The organism is Bradyrhizobium sp. SZCCHNS30572 (assembly GCF_032484415.1).
Taxonomy (GTDB): domain Bacteria; phylum Pseudomonadota; class Alphaproteobacteria; order Rhizobiales; family Xanthobacteraceae; genus Bradyrhizobium.
This window is the reverse complement of record NZ_JAUESY010000006.1, coordinates 182,268-201,126: the sequence shown is the minus strand read 5'-3', so window position 1 is coordinate 201,126 and position 18,859 is coordinate 182,268. Positions and strand designations below refer to the sequence as shown.

Genomic DNA, 18,859 nt, shown 5'->3' with positions numbered 1-18,859 from the left:
CGAACACCGCGCGGTTGACGACGGCAGGACGCATGCATCGCCGCACCCTCCCCGTAGTCGTACGGAAACCAAAATTTACGAGGGGGTCAGAGCCGGCCGGTAGACATGATCCTGCTTGCCGATGACCGTGTCAGGGTGGCAACGGGACAGGGAATTCATGCGCAACGGACTCCTCGTGATCGAAGATGCCGCCGTGCATCTTTCAATCTTGCGAAAGATTGCAGCACAGGCCGGCTTCAACACGACGGACGTGAGCTCGGTCGACGCCGCCTCGATCGTCCTGCAGAAGAGGAGCTTGGACTGCACCATGCTGGACCTCTCGCTGGGCAACCGCCCCGGCACCGAGGTTCTCGAGCTCAACATAGATCCCCCCTTCTCGAAGCCGATCGACCTGATGCGGCCCCGGCAAACTCTGAAGCAGATCGCGCAGCAGACCGATCGCCGGCGGCTGGTCCGAGCGGCGGGCTGGTAGCAGGCGATGAGCAAAAAGAAGCGCTTTCTGGGAGCGCCTGCAGCGATCGCGCTGATCCTCATCTGCGTCATTGCCGGCAGCAACCTCTTCTTCCTCACCAATCTGCGCGAGAACGCGCTTCAGCACGCCGAGGAAGATCTCAGCCGCCATAGCCTCACGCTTGCCGAGAACGCCGACCGTTCGGTGAAGTCCGTCGACCTCGTGCTCACGAGCGTGCGCGACTACCTGGTGCGCGGCGGCGCCATCGACGCTGCGGCGTATCGCAAGGTCGCGTCAGACCATCAGACCCACCTCCTGCTCAAGGAAAAGATCGCGGGACTGCCGCAGATCGATGCGGTGACGCTGATCGACGCGCAAGGCAGGCTCCTGAACTTCTCGCGCTACTGGCCGATCCCGGACGTCAACATCGCCGACCGCGACTACTTCAAGGCGCTGAAGGCCGACCCTGCACCGCACACGTTCCTCAGCACGCCGGTTCAGAATCGCGGCGACGGCACCTGGAACATCTATTTTGCCCGCCGGCTCGACGATTCCAATGGCGAGTTCATGGGCATGATGCTCGGCGCCATGTCGGTGCCCTATCTGGAGAACTTCTTCGGCTCCACCGCGCAGGGTCTCGATGCCGCGGTGTCGCTGATCCGCGAGGACGGGACGCTGCTCGCGCATTTTCCGCCCACGAGCGAGATCGGCAGGCCGACCTCCGGCTTCGGTCAGCGCGCGCTGTCGGCCGGCGGCGTGCTGCGCGAGCCCTCCGCACGAACCGGCGAGATGCGCCTGCGGGCGGCAAAGATGCTGCCCAATTATCCCGCGATGATCGTGGTGTCGGTATTCGAGCACGACGTCCTGAAGGCCTGGCGCGACATGGCGACGCTTCTGGTCATCGTGTCGCTGGTGAGCGCGATGGCCGTGCTCGCGGCCGCGGTCCTGATCTCCCGCTGGTGGGAACGCCACGAGCACCTGATCGAGGCCGCCGAGGCCGCGAATGCGGCGAAGTCCACCTTCGTCGCGATGATGAGCCACGAGATCCGCACGCCGATGAACGCGGTGCTCGGCCTCGCCACGACGCTGCTGGAAACCAATCTCGATCCCGAGCAGCGCCGTTCGGTGGTGGCGATCCACAATGCCGGCGACAATCTGCTCGAGATCCTCAACGACATTCTCGACTTCTCCAAGCTCGAATCCGGCCAGCTCTCGCTCGAGGACATCGCGTTCTCCGCCGAGGCCCTGGTCCACAACACGCTCAGCATCATCGGGCCGCGGGCTTCCGCCAAGGACCTGAAGCTGAGGAGCGTCGGCGACCCGGCCGTGCCGCCGGCGCTGGTCGGCGACGCCGGCCGCATTCGCCAGATCCTGCTCAACCTGGTGTCCAACGCGGTCAAGTTCACCTCGTCCGGCGAAGTGGTCGTCACGACGCGCTGCATCGAGAAGCATGACGAGAAGGCGACCGTGGAATGGACGGTGACCGACACCGGCATCGGCATTGCCGCCGACAAGATCGGCTCGCTGTTCGCGAACTTCGTCCAGGCCGACAATTCGATCAGCCGCCGGTTCGGGGGCTCCGGACTCGGACTCGCGATCTGCAAGCGACTGATCGAGCAGATGGGGGGCGATATCAGGGTCACCTCGACGCTGGGCAGAGGGTCCACCTTCTCGTTTCGCCTGACGCTGCCGATTGCCGAGACCATCGCGGTGCCAGAGCAGAACGACGACGGCATCTACACCTCGCTGCAGAACCGGATCGCGGCGTTCGGCCGGCCGCTGCGCGTCCTCGTGGTGGACGACAATCCGACCAACCGCCTGGTCGCGACCAAGATGCTCAAGGATTTCGACATCCAGACCGACACGGCCTGCGACGGCGCCGAGGCCGTCACCGCCGCCAGCCGCTTCAACTACGACCTCATCCTGATGGACGTCCGCATGCCGGAGATGGACGGCTTCCAGGCGACCCGGATCATTCGCGCGCGAGGCGAGCGCCGCTCCAACGTGCCGATCATCGCCTTCACGGCGAACGCCTTCATGGAGGATATCCGAGCCTGCCGGGAAGCCGGGATGAACGATTTCGTCGTCAAGCCCGCCCGCAAGAAGGCGCTCGTGGAGGCCATCCTGCGCGTGCTGCCCCTGCCCGTTCCGGTGCCGGAAACCGCGGCGTCAGACGCCCCGCTGGTGCCGGCTCAGGCGGATGCCGCGGCCGCCGACATTGGCGCCGATACCGAAATTGCTCCCGAAGCTGCGCTGGACCGCGAAGCCTACGCCGAGCTGGTCGGCGAGATCGGAGACGAGGCGGCGCAGGAGATCCGCGACGTGTTCTTCAGCGAGACGGATGCGCGGCTGAAGCAGCTCCGCCAGCTGACGCTCGACGGCGAGCGCATCAAGATCGGCCGCGAGGCGCATTCGCTGAAGAGCGCAGCCGGAACCTTCGGGTACCGCCGGCTTGCAACCTACGCGCTGGCGCTGGAGAAGAGCGCACCACGCCTGTCCGCCAAGGAGTATGCCGAGCTGCTCGACAACATCGAGGCCGCCTACGCCGCCGCCCGCGCCCAGGAGCTGCAATATTGAAGCGGGGAGGCCGCAGGCCTCCCTGGCGCATGCCGATCCGCGCGACGTCCCCGCACGGCGCGCCGCGGCGACGAGGACGGGCTCCGACGATCGAGATGGCAAACGAGACGTTCACGAACGCGGATTCGCCGAACCTGACCTTCATAATCCCTTACAATGGGTTGACGCCGTACTTCTACGGCTCACGATTTTCACAATCAACTAATCATGAGCTGCGAGACTCGGGGTCACATAGGAGATGTGTCCCATGTTTACTTTTGAAACCGCCGACCAGAAGGAAGTCAGGCGTTTCCGAATTGCGCAGTTCAACGGCCGGACCGCGACCGTGAAATCCGGCGGATCGACGATCACCGGCCACGTCCGTTCAGTCATGGAAAAGGAAGCGAGCGTACCGCCGCGCTGGACCATTACGATCGTGCCGACGCCGCCCAAGGCGCAAGCGCCGCTGCGCCCGACCTCCCGGGTTCGTCCCTTCGCCGAGGATTATTTCTGACAGCACGGACATCCGCGTCCGCAATCAGCGCGTTCGACCGAGCCGGTCGGACGCCGATTGTCGTTGTCTGCATCGCAGGGCCCACCTCGAAGGCACGAGCGCGGCATTCGCGCTCGTTCGCCGTCATCCGATCTGATTGAGGAGTGCTGCGCGGACGAGTTCGGCGGTATTGCGCGCGCCAACCTTGCGCATGGCTTCGGCGCGATGGCTCTCGAAGGTGCGGGGGCTGATGCCCATGCGCAAGGCGCCCTCCTTGTTCGAGTGCCCCTCACTGATCAGCTTGAGGACCTCGTATTCGCGCGGGGTCAGCGACTTGCTGGCCCGGCCGGGTGGCCGCCCGGGCACCGCGCCCTCCTCGAGAGCCGGCGCCGCCCGTGACAGCGGTCCGAACTGCCCGTGCGCGCCGGACATCTGGTTGACCAGGGCGCAGATCCGCTCGGTCTGCAGCAACGCGTTGTCGACGACGAGCTGGACATGCCGGCGCTCGCCGGGCGTCCTGGCAATCTCGTCACTGCGCTGCTTGATTTCCTCCATGTAGAGCATCAGGGCGGTGAGCGAACCGTTCAGCTGACGCGCCAAAGCGAGCCTGCCCTGGTCGTCGTGACGTCCCATCGCGAGCGGCGCAGACATGCCGGAACGGGTCGCCAGGAGATCCGGGTCGTTAACCCCTTGGCCGCCCGGAGCAGGTGCGGCGTGAGCGTCGGAAAGGCTGTTGTTCAGCTGTGCCATGCCTCATTCTGACGCGAGGGCGGCTTTAACATGGTTAATTATGTCGTCCGTAGCAATACGGGATTGTTCCGGCAACTCGCGCAACCGTCGATCATTTCCCCAAAAAGTTGCAAGCTGCAATGGTTAAGCCGGGGCGTGATGCCACCCTTCAAGGAGACGTCCGCGGCGCGTGCGGCGGCGGCTGTCCACGATGCCGCGCATTACTACGATTGTTTACTGACATTAATTTCGCACCAACTGTTTCGTGCTTCCATGCGTTCCGTGCCCGTCCGTGGAGACGAGCGACCTTGAGATATAGCTGACAGCCTGACGCCAATGGGACCGGTCGACCGGATCTGGGAATTCCTGCAGCGGTTGTCACCGCTGACACGAAGCTGTCTGCTCAGCGAGCTCGAACGGCTGGAGCTGAGCGGCGTCGACATGCCGGGATCCGCCGACCTCCAGGCCCGGCTGCGCGCCGAGATCCGCAACAACAATGGCGCCGGCGGCCACCGCACCATCAATCCTTCGCGCTACTTCTTCATGCCGGTCGAGCAGCTTCTCATCGACGGTTCGCCGGAGCATGCCAATGAGGGCCGCATTGCCCGCGGCTCCCTCACGCCGATCTGGGAATGGATCTCGCGCGATCTGCTGCCGACCATGGCGCGCGACTATAATGCACAGATGAAGGACCTGATCGCGGCGGACAAGCAGCGCGAGATCCGCCAGACGGCGAGCGCGTTCCAGACCAAGGTGACGAAGTCGCTGGAAGGCACGTTGGCGCGCGCCGAGGGCATCGAGCAGGTCCGCAGCAAGCTGAAGGCCTATACGGCCTCGCCGTCGGTGTTCGACGATGTCGTCAAGCTGATGAAGGCGCTGCGCGCCCGCGAGGAACTCGCGAAGTTCGCCGATTCGCTGCCGGACCGGATCGCGGAGTTCGACGATCCGCAGGTGAAGAAGATGGTGCTGCTGCTCGATGCCCTGCGCAAGAGGCAGCCGGAAGCCGTGCCCTTTGCGTTGACGCTCGTCGCCAAGCGTCTGAAGGAGCCGTGGCAGGTGATGCGGCTGGCGACGAAGGCGGCGCGCTCGAAGAACATTGCCGACGTCATCGCGGCACCCTACGCGATGACCGTGCCGATGGTGCTCGACCAGTTGGAGGACAAGCGGCTCGCGCTCCGGATCGCGTTGAAGAACAACCGCGTCGTGACCGCCAAGGAAATCCTGACCAGCATCTATGACATCGAATATGCGATCCAGGTCCGCATCGATCGCATCGAGGACTCGGACTGGGGTACGCGCCTGAGCACCATCATGGCCAATACCGACAGAATGGTGCAGGCCGAGGTCAAGCGCTTCCCCGAAGAGGTCGGACACGTGCTCGGCTCGAACAGGCTGCGCAGCCATCGCTCGTTCGGCGGCCGCCTCACCTATTTCGCCTGGAAGGGCCGCGACGCGATCAAGACGGTGCTGCGGTCTGCAACCGGTTGACGGCGGCGCGTCGAGACGGCCTTCCGGCCATCCTATCCCTGGGCCATGCGTTCGCGCGCCGACTTGAAGCCCGCCACGAAGCGCGCCAGCGTGTCCGAGGTCTTGCCGCGCGGCAGCATCACTTCGATCAGCGAGAAGCGTCCGCGCCGATGCACTGCGCGCTCCAGCGCGGCGACGAGCTCGCTGCGGGTGGCGACGCGCTCGCCGGTGCCGCCGATGGAATTGGCGATGTCGGCATAGTGCCAGTCGTCGAGATCGTTGAACCGCGATTCCGGCTGGAACACACGCAGCATCTCCCAGCTGCAATTGTTGAACAGCACGACGATCGGATCGAGCCCGTAGCGGCGGCAGTTGCCGAGCTCCCATCCGGTCATCTGGAACGCGCCGTCGCCGACCAGGATCAGCGGACGAAGTCCGGTCGCGGCCACGCCGATGCCCGCCGGCACGCCGAAGCCCATCCCCGCGTAGTAGCCCGGCGCGGCCAGCGCGGTATTGTCGATCTCCATCGCGGTGAACAGGCAATCGCCGATATCGGAGGTCATCGGCATCCGGCCGTGGCGGTCGAACATGTCGTTGACCGCGGTCGCGATGTCCGAAGGCGCAATCGGCGCGCCATCGGCAGCGAGGCCGCGCGGATAGGCCGAGCGCTGCCGCGGCAGGCCGGGAGCTGCGGCCCGGGGTGCCGCGCGCTCGTCGAGCGCATCGATCAGATCGCCGAGCGGCATGTCGCGATAGGCGTGATGACCGATCTGCACCTCACGGCTGGCGGCCAGGATCATGCGGCGCGGGTCTGGCGCCCGGTTCGACAACGCGAAATTGGTATCCGACAGGATGACGCCCAGCATCAGCACGAGATCGGCATTCTCGACCAGCTCCGTGATCGCCGGATTGCCCGCGGCGCCGAGATAGGTGCCGGCGACGACATCGTCGGCCCTGTCGAGCAGGCCGCGGCCCATGAAGGTCGTCACCAGCGGGAGACCCAGCTTGCGCGCCAGCGCGGCGATCCTGTCCTCGACACCGTAGCGGCGGATTTCGACGTCGACGACGATCACGGGACGCTCTGCCTGCGCGATGCGGGCGAGGATCTCCTCGACGCATTCGTCGAGCGCCTCGCGGCTGGCCCGCCGCGGCGGCAGCGGCACCACCGGCTCGACCTCGGCATCGACCATGTCGCGCGGAAATTCGAGATACACCGGCAGCGACATCTCCTTCGCGCTGCGCAGCACGCGCGCAATCTGGGCCGGGGCGGTGGCCGGATCGCTCAGCACCGCCTGATCGCAGGTGATCTCCTTGAACACCGCGAGCTGCGTGTCGACGGTGCGGGCCTGGTGGTGCAGCAGAAAGCCGGAGACGCGCTCACGCGCGCCGGGCGCGCCCGCGATCACCACGACGGGCGAGCGTTCGGCATAGGCGCCGGCGACCGCGTTCACGACGTTGAAGGCGCCGGCGCCGTAGGTGACGACGGCGACGCCGAGGCCGCCATGATAGCGCGCGGCCGCATCCGCGGCGAAGCCGACCGCCGGCTCATGGCTCAGCGTGACGCTCGGCAGGATGTTGCTCTCCTCGATGACCTTGAACAGCGGCAGCACGAAGTCGCCGGGAATGCCGAAGATCTCGCGGGCGCCATGGTCCTTCAGGGCGGCGAGCAGCGCATGGGCAAGAGCAGGCATCCGGATCCCCTGAGCGTGGCGTGAGGTTCAGCCGGTGCTACACGATGAGGGGCGGACTGCCAACCGGCGGCCGTTCGATCTGCGAGCCGTCCCGTCTGGATCGCCCCGTCCAAACATCATGCTCGAGCGGCAAGGCCGGAGCTCACCCGCGCCACATCAGTTTGCCGTCAGCACCAGGGCGTGGGCGGATGGTGCGCCGCCATGCGGGACGGCCAGCGTAACCGTGAACAGGATGGCGACGACCATGATCATGCAGAGCTTCATCATGACCGTCCTGCGATCGGTGATCGGCAGGAACAGGAAGAACAGCAGCATCGCCGCCAGCGCGAGTTCGAAAACGTAAGACATGGATGACCTCCTCCGTTGCCAGGAGGATGGCGCATGCCGGAAGCCCAGACTGTGCGTGCCGTCACACCGGTCCCATAGACCACGCGAGCGAGTATCCCGGCCGCCGCAGCGGGACCATGCAACCCAATCGATTGCCACCTCTCAGCCGTCGAACAGCGCGGCTTCGGTGAAGGCGAGATCGCCGAGATGCGGCGGATGCGGACCTTTGGCATATTTGCGTCCGCGCTTGTCCGAGTACCAGCCGGCCAGCCCTGCGATGGGCCCATTGGCATCGAGCCGCACCAGCAGGCCGCCGCGCCGCAGCAGCAGCCAGCCGATGTTGCCGGCCAGCCGCACGAGGTCAGCGACATCCCGGCAATACAGCAGGCGATACACCGGCAGCGCATTCATCACCCGGTGCTTCTGAAACACGAACGGATACGCCGCATCGGCCTCGCGCGCGACGAGACCGAGACACCCCCATTGCGCATGCTGCCGCAACAGATCCGCCTCATCGGGAGAGAGCCCGTGCACATCGTCCTCGGAGAATTCTTCGATACGGACATCCGAGCGCGGTCGCGACAGGGCCAGCGCGGCGTAGACCTGTCCCTTGCAGTAGACCGAAAAGCCCTGAGCCTCGACCTGTGGCCAAGTGTGCGGGGCCGGCGTGATGTTGAAATAGGTCACCGTCTTGTCGCGCGTCGCCGCGCGCACCAGCATCGAGCTGAAGGCACGGAACGCCGGCTCGACATACCAGCTCGAGACATTGGCCCTGACGATCGGCTCACCGCCGATGTGGAGCTCGGAGAACAGCAGCAGGATCACGCCGACAGGCACCCCGGCTTGGTCGAGACAATAGCCGAATGCCGGATAGCCGGCCGGCCGCGGGCGCGCCGCGTGGCGTTCGAGTCCGCGCAACCAATAGGCCTCGCTGCGAAAGGCGAATCCGCGCGTCAGCAGTGCGGCGACCGCCGGCAGATCCGCCGCGCCGATCTCTCGGATGCGAACGCCGGTCACGGCCTGCGCGGGAGCCGGCCTGTCATTTGCAATCTCAGCCTTTTTGATTGGCTGCATTCCAGCATCACCCGAGAGAGATCCGGCGCGCCACCCATGGCGCGGCGGGATCGTCATGACGGCAATTATCGTAAAAAGCTTTGGCGGCAGTGAACCACGTCGTGCTGGCCTTACTTTTCAGTTAATGGAACATGCGAGCCACACCCGACAGGCTTCGATCAGCGCCGACATGATCTTCGCGATCCGAGCCGCCGCTCACGGCCGCGGCACGCGAAACATGTAGGTTTCATCGGCATTGAGGCCGTCGACGAAGAAACGTCCGGGCTTTGCCTCGATCCGGCGCCGCAGCCCATCCCAGCCCCAGACCTCGAGGCTGCGCGTCCCTGCGGGCAGCTCGAGCTCGACCGCGCGGCCCGGCCGCTCGGTCCAGCCGGCAATGTTCTGCCACACGATCAAATCGGCATCCGATCCGCGCAGCGTGTACAGCGCCAGCCGCCGGTCGATGGACACGATCCTCATGTGACCGGCGAGCTGCAGCACCGTCTTCACCACGAGGCTGCGCGCCTCCGGGGTCCAGGGATCCTTGCCCGTCGCCATCGCATAGGCCAGGCCGTCGACATCGGGCGTGTCGCCGAGATTCCAAGGAAACGCCAGCATGGACACCGGCATGCTGCCATCCTTGCCAACCACCGCAAGCTGGTCCCACATCGCATTGAGAAACAATCTCGCCGCGTCCGTATCGCTGTCCCACGCGCCGGCGCGCGCGACGTTGAACTCGGTTGCGTAGAAGTTGATGTCGCGGCTCAGCCCCATCGCCTGCTTGATACGGTCGAAGCAGGTCTGCACCGAGAACTCGCGGCCGCGGGTCATCGGATACCATTTATCATTGTAGTAGGTATGCAGGTCGATGCCGTCGAGACGGCCGTCCTCGAGCAGATCGGCGATCGCCGGACCGTAGCCGCGCAACGTCGCGTCGCCATGCGAGTTGCAGGTGGCAAAGCCGCCGGGAACGACCCGCAGCTTGGGGTCGACGCTGTGAACACCGTCGGCAAGCCCGGCCAGCGCGTCGTGATAGTCCTGGCGCGGGATCGTGGCCTGCACATCGGGCTCGTTGATGGCGGTGAAGACGGTAGCACCCCAATCGGGAATACCGTTTTCGCGGCCCCATTCGCCGCCGGGGCGGAAACGTCTCGCCATCGCCTGCCCAGCCGCGAACCAGTCCTGATAGGACCCGATCGGCTGCGGCGGAGCCAGGCTCTGATAGCTGCCTTCATACTCCAGCAGGATCAGCGGCATGATACCGTTCTTGTGCGCCTCCAGCATCGCGGCATCGAAATCGTGCGGCGTCGGTACCCGCGCCAACGTCCGCCAGCCGTAGGAATCCATTCGGCCCATCCTGGCACCGACGCCGTGCAGTGCCTGATAGATCTGCGCGCTCTTGCCGGCCAGATGCGTGACCAAATTGCCGCCGCCGATGCGCTCGTCGATCCGCAGCGCCGAGGCGTTCGTTTCGCCGGCGTGGACAGCGCTTAGCCATGGCGACGTGACAAACGTTAACAGGGCTGTGCTAATGACCAGCAGATTGGAACGAAGTCGCAATGTCTGATCCCTTAGATTTCCGCTATGACGTTTGAGATCGTCCAGGTCGTTCAAGAGATAAGCAATGCCGGCGGCGTGGAAACAGTCGCTATCGAGCTGGCGCGCGTTTTCGGCCGGAATGGTTTATCGAACATCGTGCTTGCGAGCACCGTCGCGGACAATCTCGAACACACGATCCGAGTCGAGCGCGTTGCGCCATGGCTGGCGCGGATTCCGACTCGCGGACTGTTCCGGCACATCGGCCGCGCCATTGTCGTGCCGCTGTTCACGCTGGCCGCGACACGGGCGCTGGCGCGTCACCCCGACGCCGTCGTCATCAGCCACGGCGACAGCCTCAAGGGTGACGTGCTGATCGTGCATGCCGTCAATGCGCAGAGCCTCGCCGAGAAACGCGCCGCCGGCAGTCGGCGCTGGATGCTCAACCCTATGCATCTGTGGGTCGCGCTGCGCGACCGGTTCATGATCGGAGGCCTGCGGTATCGGGCGTTCGTGGCGGTGTCCTCCCGCGTCACCGCGGAGCTGCAGCGCTTCTTCCGCGTGCCGGCCGCCCGCATCCACGTCATCTCCAACGGCATTGATCTCGCGCGCTTCAAGCGCGACGCCGTCGGCGGCCAGGCGATCCGGCGTGAGTTCGGCATCCCGGAGAACGCGCGCCTGCTGCTGTTCGTCGGCCACGAATTCAACCGCAAGGGACTGGCGCATGCGATCGGCGCGCTCGATCGGCTCGGCAACGACGTCTGGCTGCTGGTCGTCGGCTCGGACAATCCCGCGCCCTACCGCAGACTGACGCGCAACGCCCAGCAACGACTGATCTTCGCCGGCCCACGCTCGGACCTGCCGGCGCTGTACTCGGCGGCCGATGCCTTCGTGCTCCCCACGAGTTATGAGACCTTCTCGCTGGTCTGCATGGAGGCCATGGCCTGCGGGGTGCCGGTGTTCGCAACGCCGGTCGGCGGCATCGAGGACTATCTGCGCGACGGCGTCAACGGCTTCCGCATTTCAGCAGACGCCGATGACATCGCGGCCAAGCTCGCGGCCGTCTTCGCCGACCCCGCACTGATGCGCCGGCTGCAGGACGGCGCCCAGGCGACCGCGCAGATCTATGGCTGGGACCAGATCGGGCTGCAATACATCGAACTGCTCAAGCAGATCGATGCCGCCAAGCGCCAGTCCGGCCGCGCAGCGATGGCGCTGCCGGTGAAGGCCTAGCTAATTCGTCTGCAGCCGCTGTGGGCGGGCGAGGCCGGATGCGGTTCTCGACTGATGCGCCGCGCGGCATGCCGTTTCAATCGCCGCCGCGACCGCATCATAGGTGAAGCGCCGAAGCACGTTCGCACGGGCCGCCTCACTGCGAACAGCGAGCTCCGCCCGCTGGCCGCTGAGCTCATCGATGAGCCGACACAGGCTGCCGGGATCCTGCTCCGGCACGATCCAGCCGCCGTCGCCGACGACATCCGGAATCGCTCCGCAGGTCGATCCGATCACCGGGATGGCGCAGGCCTGGGCCTCGATGATCACCCGGCCGAACTGCTCGCGCACCGCGTCCGTGGTTCGCGTCAGCAGCAGCAATGCGTCCAGGCGGCGCAGAAAAGCCGCGACTGCAGCGGATGAAGCCCAGCCCTGGATGGTGACGCGCCCGCCCAAACCAAGTTCGGCCACGCGCCGGCGCAGATGCGGCTCGTGCGGACCTTCGCCCATGATGCTCAGCGTCGCCACCGACTTGCTGCGCGCGAGCGCTTCGAGCGCATCGTCGAGGCCCTTCTCGACCACCAGCCGGCCGACATAGCCGAGCCGCAGCGGCGAGCCGGCCGTCGCATTCGATCGATCATCCGCCGGCATGAAGGTCGCGAGATCGACACCATAGCCGATCGGCGTCACCGGACCCGTGTAGCCGCACGCCCTCACGACCTCAGTCGCATCGGGACTGCGCGACAGGATGTGGGCGGTGCGGCCGAGGACGAATTTGCGGATCGCCTCGAATGGTGGCGGCAGCCGTTTCAGGATGTTCTGGTCGACCTCGAGCACGAGCGCCGCACGGCCGCGCAGCATCTGCGCCTGCAGCGCGACGATGCTCCAGGGCTCTTCCCAAAGGTGAATCACGTCGGGATCGAGCTCGCGCAGCAGGCGGCGCAGCGCCGGATAGAAGTGCAGGTACCATTTCATCGGACCCGCGTCCGGGAGTCGGATCGGGAGCCGATGGATGGGAAAGGCTTCGTTGGAGTGAGCCGCGGTGATGGTGCGGCCGAATTCCTTCCACACCTCGGGCGTCACGAGATGCAGATCGACGTCGGGCCGGGACGCGAGATGGCGGTAGCGCAGCCGGCCGGCCTCGCTGCTGGTGGCCGGATGCGCAATCGAGACGATTCGCAAGCGCCCCCTGCTAGACACGGCCCATCACCTTCGCTGCAGTCCCGCTGAAGCCCGTGAGATGCAGCTCCATCGCCGCAAGCGTACGATGCGCGCCATTCATGGTGTTGCGCGGAATCGAGAACGCATCCTGCCCTGCTTTGACAAGGCCCTTGCGCGTGGTCGCGGCACTGGCGAATCCGGCCTGCCGCGCCAGCGCAAAGTCCCGCGGTCCGCAATCGGCGGCGCGCCCGTAAGGAAACGCGAAGTGCCGGACGTCGATGCCGAGCCGCTCGTTCAATCGCAGCCGCGCGCCGGCCAGCTCGCGAAGGGCGTCTTCGGAAGACAGCGACGAGATGCGCGCATGCGAGACGGTGTGGGCTCCGATCTCGATGAGCGGATCCCCCGCCAGCACTTCCAGCATGTCCCAGGAGATCGCATGCTTCCAGTGCATTGCCTCGATGTCGATGGCGTTGGCGGCACAGAACGCGGCGTAACGATCCGCCGCCTGCGGGCCATCCCAGCGCGAGGCGATCTGCGCGAACACCGCGCGGCGCTGCTCGGCGCTCGACGGCGCGATCCGCTCATCGTCGACCGTGACATGGCCCCTGTGCAGCAGCGCATCCTCCAAGCCAGCGCCCCACAGCGGCAAGGTGCCGTCGGGAATGCCGGTCGTCACGAACAGCGTCACCGGCACCTTGCGCCTGCGGAACACCGGCACAAGCAGATCGAACGTATCGCGGTAGCAGTCGTCGATCGAGAAGTTGACGTAGCGGCCGGACGGCTCGGCGCTTGCCGTCCGGCGCAGCGCCTCGCTGATCGTCACGACATCCCAACCCTGGTCGAGGACATAGCCGAGGAAGCGATCGAGAAAGTCGGCATCGACGTAGAAGTCGCGATTGGGCAGACGCTCCCACTGCTCTGCCGGCGCGGTGCGATGGAACGTCAAACAGCAGCCGCGCGGGCCGAGCACACGATCGATCACTTTGGCGACGGGAAGGACGAAGGCGCCGGATGCCATCATCGCTTTGGCAGCAGCGAGGGCCAGCAGGGTCAACTCAGCTCTCCCTTCATCTTGAACGTACGACGAACATGACGGAGCGCCGTGCCGACCACGGCCGGCAGCAGGATGCCGATCGCGAAGGCCAGGCAGAGGAGATACGCCAATCCGCCGGCGAACAGGCGCGGCAGCAGGCCCGGCACGGAGGTCTGAATCATCAGGCCGAGCACGACCATCAATGCGGTCGGCAGCAGGGCCAGGCCGATCACGAGCAGGAGCTTTCGCGCATCACCGAGCACGAACACCACGCCCGACAGCAGCACGAGGCTGCGGATCGCTTCGCCGATGCCGAGCAACTGCATGCCGGCCGCCGGCGACGGATCGAACAGCGGCATCAGCAGGTTGAAGCCCATGTTGGCGAGATAGGCCGAGACGATGATGACCGCAGCGACGCCGTTGCGCCCCGCGCCATTGAGCAGACGGATCAGGATCCAGCCGAGGGTCGCGGCCCAGACGCCGCAGGCGATGCCCTTGAGCGCATGCGAGGTCAGCAGCAGGGCCTCGTCGCCGAACGCGCCGCGGAAATAGATCAGGCGGACGATGTCGGTCGAGAAGACCAGCAGGAACGCCGAGGCCGGCAAGATCAGCGCGAGCAGCGGCCGCAGCAGCGCCTCGGTCTGCGCACGCGGATCGCGTGGGGCATGCTGCGACAGCACCGCCATGCCGAGCGGTTGGCTGATCAGCAGCAGCGCGCTCTCGGTCAGCGAGCGCGCGTAGTCCAGCGACGCGACGGCGCCGGTCGTCAGCCGCGATGCCGTGAAGCGCTCGATCCAGACATTGCCCTGCTCGGCCAACGGCAACGCCAGCAGGACGCGCAGCCGGCGGAAGAATTCGATACCCTTGTCGATCACCATGCCGGCGGTCAGGCCGGAGACGCTCAGCGCGCCCTCGCGCCACAGCGTGAACAGACCCCAGGCGGCGAGGCCATTGAAGGCGGCGGTGAAGGCGCAGGCGAGCATGTAGGCGTCGCCGGTCAGCACCAGCAGGCCGATGCCGCCGATCACCGCGACGTTGAGCAGGCTGGCACGGACATTGGTAAGCCGCGTGCGGCCGAGCGCGATCTCGCCGGCGGCAAGCACATTGAGCACCGCCGACGCCGGCATGCCGAACGCCATCATGCGCACGAAGTGCAAGGTCAGCGCGCGCCCCTCCGCCGAGAAGCCGCCGACGACGGCGTTCACCCAGAGCTCACCGAGCAGCAGGATGATCGCGGTCACCAGGCTCGAGACGACGGCAATGACGATCGTCAGCGCACCGAGGCTGCGCGCGGCATCCGGCCGCTGCAGCGCCTCGCGATGCATCGGGATCATGATCGCCGGCACGCTCTCGTTCTGCAGGAACGCAAGCGGGATGAGCACGGCCGCCATGGCGGCCCGGAAGCCGTCGGCGATGAGCGAGGTGCCGAGCACATGCGCCATCAGCACCTCGCGGCCGAAGCCGAGCATCTTGCTCGCCAGCGCACCGCTGATCAGCAGCGCACTGAAGCGCTTGAGCGAAGGACCGGAGGCGCTCATGCGGCATCCTCCGACACGGCCGGCGGCCCTTTCCATCGCGCAGGGACTTGTCCGTCCTCGAGCAGTCTCGGCCACGACGGCACCGGCGCGAGAATGGCGAACGGCGGGCCGCAATCCACGACGAGATCGACCATGCGCCGCTCGGAGGCCGGGGCAGGTGTGACGATCGTGCTCACACCGCCGCTCCCGCACCGACATTGCGGATCAGCAGCCCGATCGAGTCCAGCATGCGTGCCAGGCTGTAATGGGTGCGCGCGCGGCGCGACGCGTAGTCGAGCTGGGGCGCGAGGATCTCGGGTTGAGCCAGCACCGCGTCCAAGGCCTCGGACAGCGCACGCGCGTCGCCAGGCGGCACGAGCAGACCGGCCCGGCCATGTTCGAGGATGTCCGGCGCAGCGCCGGCGTCAGTGGCAATCACCGGCACGCCGGCGAGCATCGCTTCGACCAGGGTGCGGCCGAACGGCTCGGGATCGATCGACGGATGCACCATCGCGTCCACCGCCTGCATCAGCAGCGGCACGTCGCTGCGATGCCCAAGGAAGTGAACGCGATCGCCGAGGCAAAGCTTCGCGACCAGCCGTCTCAGCTCAGCCGCGTAGTCCTGCTCGCCGAACAACGCGTCGCCAACGATGATACCGTGCACGTTCGGCAATTCGGCCAGCGCCTCGATCAGGATATGCTGCCCCTTCCACCGCGCGAGCCGGCTGAATACGCCGACCAGCGGTCCCGACGGCAGGCCGAGCCGCCGCCTCAGCTCCTCGCGCGACGCGGGCACGGGTTCGACGGCGAGACCATTGGGCACGACCTCGACGAGAGAGCGTCGACCTCCGGCCTCGATGAAGGCGGCTGCGGCAGCTTCGGAGGGGACGACGACCTTCGCCGCGAAGCGGTTGGCGAGGAAGATCTGCATGCGACGCTGCAGCGCGCCGAAATGAGCCGGGCTGATGATGTCGTGCAGATGCCAGATCAACGGCCGCCGTGCCGCGATGTTGGCGATGGCCGACAGGACAAAGGCCTTCTGCGAATTGGCATAGAGGACGTCATGCTTGCGTGCGACATGCGCGAGCTCCGCGGTGATCGCCGCGAGTCTGCCGAACAGCGGCAGCGCCTCGAGCCACGAACTGTCGCGTCTGAACTGCCCCAGGCCGTGGCCCCAGCGCGACGTGGCGACCGACATCCCGCGCTCAGCCAGCACCTGGCCGAGCGGGCCCGGCTCGAACAGGAACACCGACGAATCCTTGCGGCCCTGGACGACATCGAGCAGGATCAACTCGGCGCCGCCGATCTGCCCGGTGTGATCGACGAACAGGACACGCTCGGTCGACATCACCCGGCTCCGGCGTAGGCCGCCACGGGCGCGGTCTGGACCACAGGCGCGCTGCGGTGCTCGACGTCGGTCATGGTGACGACGATGCCGACATCGCGGGCTCCGAGTGCCCTGCTCCTGTTCACCGTCGCGACCGCCGGCTCGATCAACGACCGGTCACTGCGCACGCAGACGATCGCCCAGTCCGTACCGGCAAGGAAGTCGTTCCGTTGCGACGGCAATGGTGTGTCGACGATCACGGCATCATAGCCATCGAGACCAGCGAGGAGACGGTCGAGGCTGATCGCGTCGAGAATGTCGCCGACCGGACCGGTCGCCTCACCAACCGGCAGCACGTCGAGCGAGGGATGCGCGGTGGGCAGAACCATGTCCCGGAGCGGCGTCCCGCGCTCCAGCGCGCCGAGCCATCCGGGGCTTGCCGGCAGCGCCATGATCTCTGCAAAGGCGGGATGCGAGACGTCGCACTCGACGACCAGCACGCGCCAGCCTGCGGCCGCGAGGTGCTCTGCCAGCGCACAGGTCGTGGTCGTCTTGCCATCTGCTGCATCGGGAGAGGTCACGACGATGCGCTGCGATCGGGCGGACCGCTTCAAACCGAGTTCGTGGACGAGATCATGCAGCGTGTGCTGAAAATCAGTGTCCTCGGAGGCGAGGCGCAAGACGCGCGGGATCGCCAGCGGTTGGTGGCTTTGCAGGATCGCGCCGAGCGCCGACATCTCACGCAGGCTCTTCAGGCGCGGCAGGCAGGCCAGGATCGAAACGTCGGCGACGCTCGGGAGATGGGACCTTCGTTCAGGCGCTGCCGGTGGCGTCGCCGCTTGCGGTGCGGTCACACGCTCGGCCAATTCAGGGACGATGGCCGGAGCTTCGTCGACAGCGGGCGCCTCGACCTGCTCGGCCGGCGCTTCCGGCGTGACGGGCACGGGCGGGCTGATCAGGCGCGCGCCGAGCCTGTCGGCGAGCAGCGCAGCGCCGACACCGAAGATCAACGCGAGCGTCGTGCCAGCGGCGAGGAACGGGATCTTCTTCGGGAAGAACGGCTTGCTCGGCAGCTCAGCGAGGCTGACGAGACGCGTGCTGCCGCGCAGGACACGCCGTTCGGTCTCGAGCTCGCTCGCCTTCTTGTAGAGCTCGGCATATTGCTGCCGCTTGATCTCGGTGTCGCGCACCATGCTCTCGATGGAGGCCTCGTCCAGCGTGGCCGAGCCGGCCTCCGCCTTCGCCGTCTCCATCTGCTTCTTCAGCGAGTTCACCAGCGCGGTGTTGGCATCGTACGTCTTCTGCGCGCTCGCCGCGATGCTCTGCATCTCGGCGATCAGCCGCTGCTGGATGATCGCCTGCTCGCGCGTCAGCGCCAGGATCGAGGGGTGCTTCGGCCCGAGCACACCGGCCGCACTGGCGAGCTGCGCGCTCACGGTCGTCAGTTGCTGCTTGAGGTCGGCGATGGTGCGGCTCTGCAGCACCGACGGGGCGTCGGTCGGCCCGCGCTCCTGCTCCGACTTGATCTCCTGCAGCCGCGCCGCGGCGTCGGCGCGCGCGGCCTCCGCCTGCGACAGCTGCTGGCCGATGCTGGTCAGCCGCTCCGAGGAGATCGGCGCATTGGCGCCACGCATCAGGCCCTTGGTGCGGCGGAACTTCTGGATCTTGTCGTCGGCCTCGCGCAGTTGCTGGTCGAGTTGCTTCAATTCCTTCCAGAGCCAGGAGCTCGCGACCTCGCGGCTGTTGGCGCCTTCGGTGCGCTGGTCCTCGAGAAAGGTCTGCGTCAACGCGTTGGCGAGCGTCTTCGCAGCCTCGGGACTGCTCGACTGATAGGAGATGTTGATGACGCGCGAGCGGCCGGCCGAAGCAACGCTGAAGCGACTGTCGACGTGATCGATGAACGCGCCCGGATCGGTCTTGAGGCGCTGGCACGCATCGCCCGAACCCATGAGACGGCCGCGCTCGCATTCGCCGACCACGGCGTCGACCACGCCGGGCGACGACATGATCTGACGCAGCAGGCGTGGCGAGCGGATCACCAGGAGCTGGCTTTCCATGTCGGCGGGATCGCCGATCTTCTGCGCCCACGCCGCCGAGGTGTTGGCACCCGGCTCCTGCTCGGCGATGATCACGGAAGCGGTGGCGAGATAGCGCACCGGCAGCAGCACGAGCGCGGCCACGGCAAGCGCGAGAACGGCGCCGGCCACGATGGCGAACACGCCGCGGCGGCGCCAGATCCGGGCGACGGCGTCAATGCCGGACAAGGCCTCGCCGAGAGCCGCCTGCCTCATGATCTGCACCCGTAC

The 18,859-nt window shown here is 66.5% G+C and carries 16 protein-coding genes; 5 read left to right on the top strand and 11 right to left on the bottom strand.

The genetic code is table 11. From position 1 onward, the window contains the following. Positions 1-157 precede the first annotated feature (157 nt). The 3 genes from QX048_RS18050 to QX048_RS18040 all read left to right on the top strand — a co-directional run bounded on the left by QX048_RS18050 (position 158) and on the right by QX048_RS18040 (position 3,521). Positions 158-472, top strand: a complete 315-nt coding sequence (locus QX048_RS18050; protein ID WP_316173645.1) for a response regulator — start codon at positions 158-160, stop codon at positions 470-472. Positions 473-478: 6 nt separating this feature from the next. Further along, a complete protein-coding gene (locus QX048_RS18045; protein WP_316173315.1) occupies positions 479-3,028 on the top strand; it encodes a hybrid sensor histidine kinase/response regulator in 2,550 nt (849 codons plus the stop codon). Between the two features lie 247 nt (positions 3,029-3,275). After that, entirely contained in the window at positions 3,276-3,521 is a 246-nt protein-coding gene (locus QX048_RS18040; protein ID WP_006614403.1) for a hypothetical protein, read from the top strand. A 123-nt stretch (positions 3,522-3,644) separates the two neighbouring features. Here QX048_RS18040 and QX048_RS18035 read toward each other — a convergent pair whose 3' ends face one another. After that, positions 3,645-4,250 carry a helix-turn-helix transcriptional regulator gene (locus QX048_RS18035; RefSeq protein ID WP_315825808.1) on the bottom strand — a complete coding sequence of 202 codons (606 nt, stop codon included), beginning with the start codon at positions 4,248-4,250 and terminating at the stop codon, positions 3,645-3,647. A gap of 315 nt (positions 4,251-4,565) precedes the next feature. Between QX048_RS18035 and QX048_RS18030 the strand changes: the two genes are divergently transcribed. After that, positions 4,566-5,717 carry a hypothetical protein gene (locus tag QX048_RS18030; protein ID WP_315750707.1) on the top strand — a complete coding sequence of 384 codons (1,152 nt, stop codon included), beginning with the start codon at positions 4,566-4,568 and terminating at the stop codon, positions 5,715-5,717. Positions 5,718-5,749: 32 nt separating this feature from the next. On the opposite strand, the gene ipdC is transcribed toward QX048_RS18030, so the two are convergent. The 4 genes from ipdC to QX048_RS18010 all read right to left on the bottom strand — a co-directional run bounded on the left by ipdC (position 5,750) and on the right by QX048_RS18010 (position 10,204). Next, positions 5,750-7,387 (bottom strand): indolepyruvate/phenylpyruvate decarboxylase, encoded by a 1,638-nt coding sequence (gene ipdC / locus QX048_RS18025; protein WP_315715990.1) that lies wholly within the window; start codon positions 7,385-7,387, stop codon positions 5,750-5,752. 156 nt (positions 7,388-7,543) lie between these two features. Continuing rightward, the gene (locus QX048_RS18020; RefSeq protein WP_315715989.1) at positions 7,544-7,735 is read right to left on the bottom strand and encodes a hypothetical protein; all 192 of its coding nucleotides are present in this window, start codon (positions 7,733-7,735) and stop codon (positions 7,544-7,546) included. 141 nt (positions 7,736-7,876) lie between these two features. Continuing rightward, complete coding sequence (locus QX048_RS18015) at positions 7,877-8,788, bottom strand: acyl-CoA acyltransferase (protein ID WP_316173317.1); 912 nt, start codon at positions 8,786-8,788, stop codon at positions 7,877-7,879. Positions 8,789-8,983: 195 nt separating this feature from the next. After that, on the bottom strand, positions 8,984-10,204 hold the full coding sequence (locus tag QX048_RS18010; RefSeq protein WP_316195963.1) for a hypothetical protein: 1,221 nt from the start codon (positions 10,202-10,204) through the stop codon (positions 8,984-8,986). A gap of 147 nt (positions 10,205-10,351) precedes the next feature. On the opposite strand from QX048_RS18010, the gene QX048_RS18005 reads away from it, so the two are divergent. Further along, positions 10,352-11,536 (top strand): glycosyltransferase family 4 protein, encoded by a 1,185-nt coding sequence (locus tag QX048_RS18005; protein ID WP_316169913.1) that lies wholly within the window; start codon positions 10,352-10,354, stop codon positions 11,534-11,536. Here QX048_RS18005 and QX048_RS18000 read toward each other — a convergent pair whose 3' ends face one another. Genes QX048_RS18000 through QX048_RS17975 form a run of 6 tightly spaced genes read right to left on the bottom strand, consistent with a single transcriptional unit; the run spans position 11,537 to position 18,844 of the window. Continuing rightward, positions 11,537-12,715 (bottom strand): glycosyltransferase, encoded by a 1,179-nt coding sequence (locus QX048_RS18000; protein WP_316173318.1) that lies wholly within the window; start codon positions 12,713-12,715, stop codon positions 11,537-11,539. It abuts the gene before it with no gap. After that, positions 12,708-13,730 (bottom strand): polysaccharide deacetylase family protein, encoded by a 1,023-nt coding sequence (locus tag QX048_RS17995; protein ID WP_316173320.1) that lies wholly within the window; start codon positions 13,728-13,730, stop codon positions 12,708-12,710. Before QX048_RS17995 ends, QX048_RS18000 begins: the two co-directional genes overlap by 8 nt. After that, a complete protein-coding gene (locus tag QX048_RS17990) occupies positions 13,727-15,247 on the bottom strand; it encodes a lipid II flippase MurJ (RefSeq protein ID WP_316173322.1) in 1,521 nt (506 codons plus the stop codon). The genes QX048_RS17995 and QX048_RS17990 overlap by 4 nt, the downstream gene beginning before the upstream one ends. Beyond that, positions 15,244-15,423: a hypothetical protein gene (locus QX048_RS17985; RefSeq protein ID WP_316173323.1), complete on the bottom strand. Its 180-nt coding sequence runs from the start codon at positions 15,421-15,423 to the stop codon at positions 15,244-15,246. The genes QX048_RS17990 and QX048_RS17985 overlap by 4 nt, the downstream gene beginning before the upstream one ends. Beyond that, positions 15,420-16,577 (bottom strand): glycosyltransferase family 4 protein, encoded by a 1,158-nt coding sequence (locus QX048_RS17980; RefSeq protein ID WP_316173324.1) that lies wholly within the window; start codon positions 16,575-16,577, stop codon positions 15,420-15,422. Before QX048_RS17980 ends, QX048_RS17985 begins: the two co-directional genes overlap by 4 nt. Further along, positions 16,574-18,844: an exopolysaccharide transport family protein gene (locus QX048_RS17975; RefSeq protein WP_316169917.1), complete on the bottom strand. Its 2,271-nt coding sequence runs from the start codon at positions 18,842-18,844 to the stop codon at positions 16,574-16,576. The genes QX048_RS17980 and QX048_RS17975 overlap by 4 nt, the downstream gene beginning before the upstream one ends. Between the last annotated feature and the right edge of the window lie 15 nt (positions 18,845-18,859).